This window comes from Oerskovia sp. NPDC056781, from assembly GCF_042789955.1.
Classification (GTDB): Bacteria; Actinomycetota; Actinomycetes; order Actinomycetales; family Cellulomonadaceae; genus Oerskovia; species Oerskovia rustica.
Window position 1 is genome coordinate 1 of sequence record NZ_JBHUAD010000385.1, and the last position, 1,923, is coordinate 1,923.

Annotated in this window: 2 protein-coding genes; both read right to left on the minus strand. The window is 72.5% G+C overall.

The genetic code is table 11. The features are described 5' to 3' along the window. Window positions 1-1,381 (minus strand): hypothetical protein (locus ACFRCR_RS18585; protein WP_377679665.1); only part of this gene is annotated, 1,381 nt, incomplete at its 3' end. Next, entirely contained in the window at window positions 1,381-1,713 is a 333-nt protein-coding gene (locus ACFRCR_RS18590) for a PadR family transcriptional regulator (protein ID WP_138823190.1), read from the minus strand. The genes ACFRCR_RS18585 and ACFRCR_RS18590, both read right to left, overlap by 1 nt. Between the last annotated feature and the right edge of the window lie 210 nt (window positions 1,714-1,923).

The following is a 1,923-nucleotide window of genomic DNA, read 5'->3' on the forward strand; positions in this document are numbered from 1 at the left end:
GCGCAGCTCCCGTCGAGGCCTCGAGCACCGGCGTCGCGGTGGCCGACGAGGGCCCCCTCGGGACGCGGGAGGAAGGTGCGGTCGTGCCGTCGACCAACTGGTCCGCGGGGGCCTCGCCGCCGGTCGGAGCCTGCGGGGTGGCCGGGTCCCCGGGGTCGGCCGGGGCCGTTCCGGCGTCGGGCGCGGGGGCCTGCGTGCCGCCGGTCGTCGAGGGCACCAGGAGCGGCTGCGCCTGCAGGAACGGCGACGGCATCGACCGTGGCTGCTCGCCCTCGAGCGGGACGGGACGCTCGGAGCCGTCCCACTCGACCGCGTCCTCGGGCAGCCCGCGCAACGGGTAGACGTTCCAGCGCTCGCGACCGTCGGTCGAGAACGAGGGCTGGAAGTACCACCCCTGCTCGAAGTCCGGCAGCGTCCAGGGCTGCGTGGCGCCCTCGGCCGTGATCGTCCGGACGGGACGGCCCTGGTCGTCGAAGATCTGGACGTCCTGGAGGGCACGGCCGCTCGCGTCGTACACGAACAGGTTGCTCACGGGCGAGCCGTCGACGAAGACCCCGCTACCAGCCCCGCCCGTGCTCACGCCGCTCGCGCCGTAGCCGTTCGAGGCGTCGCCGACGCCCTGCTGATACCCCTGGTCGTACGAGCCCGAGGAACTCGTGGAGAGACCGTTGAGCTCCGCGTTGGTCCCGAAGGCCGCGCTCACGAAGAACGGCACGGCCACGAGGACCGCAAGGACGTTGACCGTCTTGCGCAGCAGGTCCAGACCACGCCAGCGCAGCCACCGGCCCCTTCCCCACTGCACGCTCACGACGATCGCGAGCACCAGAAGGAACCGCCAGAACAGCGCCCGGGGCACGAGCTCGAAGTTCTGGGGCATGTTGAACCAGCCGTAAAAGACGAGCACCACGACCCACGCCCGCAGGACCCACCACGCGGGCCTCAGCACCGCGGCGAACTCGCAGAACGCGGCCCACTGGGGGGAGGAGGTCACCGGAGCCCACAGGGACTTCCACCCCGACTCGAAGATCCCCCCCAGCACGAACAGGCGTCCGCGCAGCCCGATCCTCGGACGCGGCCCCGGGGCTGCGGGGTCGAGGCCTGCGGCCGACCGGAGCTCGGCCGCGTACTCGGCGGCCGGACCGAAGCGCGCGGCGACGTCGAGGAGAGCGGTCGCTCCGCCGTCGGGCACCTCGCTCCCCTCCGGGAGCGGACGCAGCGCGCCCGGCATGTCGGCGAGGGCCTCCGCGAGGTCCGCCTCAAGGCCGTCGGTGAGGTCGTCGACCTGCTCGGGCGAGAGGTCAGCGAGGTGCGCGCGGACGTCCGCGGCGTAGCGGCGGACCTGGTCGAGGATCACGGCCTCGGGGCTCAGGGTCATGGACATCACGCGGCTCCTTCCGAGGTCATGAGGAGTCCGGTCAGCGTGCCGGAGAACTCCTGCCACTCCTTGCGCTGGGTGTCGAGCATGGCCCGGCCCTGCGCGTTGATGCCGTAGTACTTGCGGTGCGGGCCCTCGTCCGAGGGGACGACATAGCTCGTGAGCATCCCGCCCGCGTACAGGCGGCGCAGCGTGCCGTAGACCGACGCGTCGCCCACCTCCTGGAGGCCCGCGGCCCGCAGGCGGCGCACGACGTCGTACCCGTACCCGTCCTCGTCCGCGACGACGGCGAGGACCGCCGCGTCGAGGACGCCCTTCAACAGCTGTGTGGTGTCCACCCTGACTCCCTGCTCGCCCGACTCCTGTGCGCCAGAGACTACTACGCAACACGCACTACCGGACAGAGCGAACTACCGCGTGTCGCACTCTGCCCAGCCGCGCCCGCCCATCCGCGCCCGCCCATCCGCGCCCGCCGAGAAGTGAGTAGACGCCCCTGGCTCGCGCGATCCGCTCGGGCATGGCCGACGTCGTCCTCGCCGTCGGCTTCT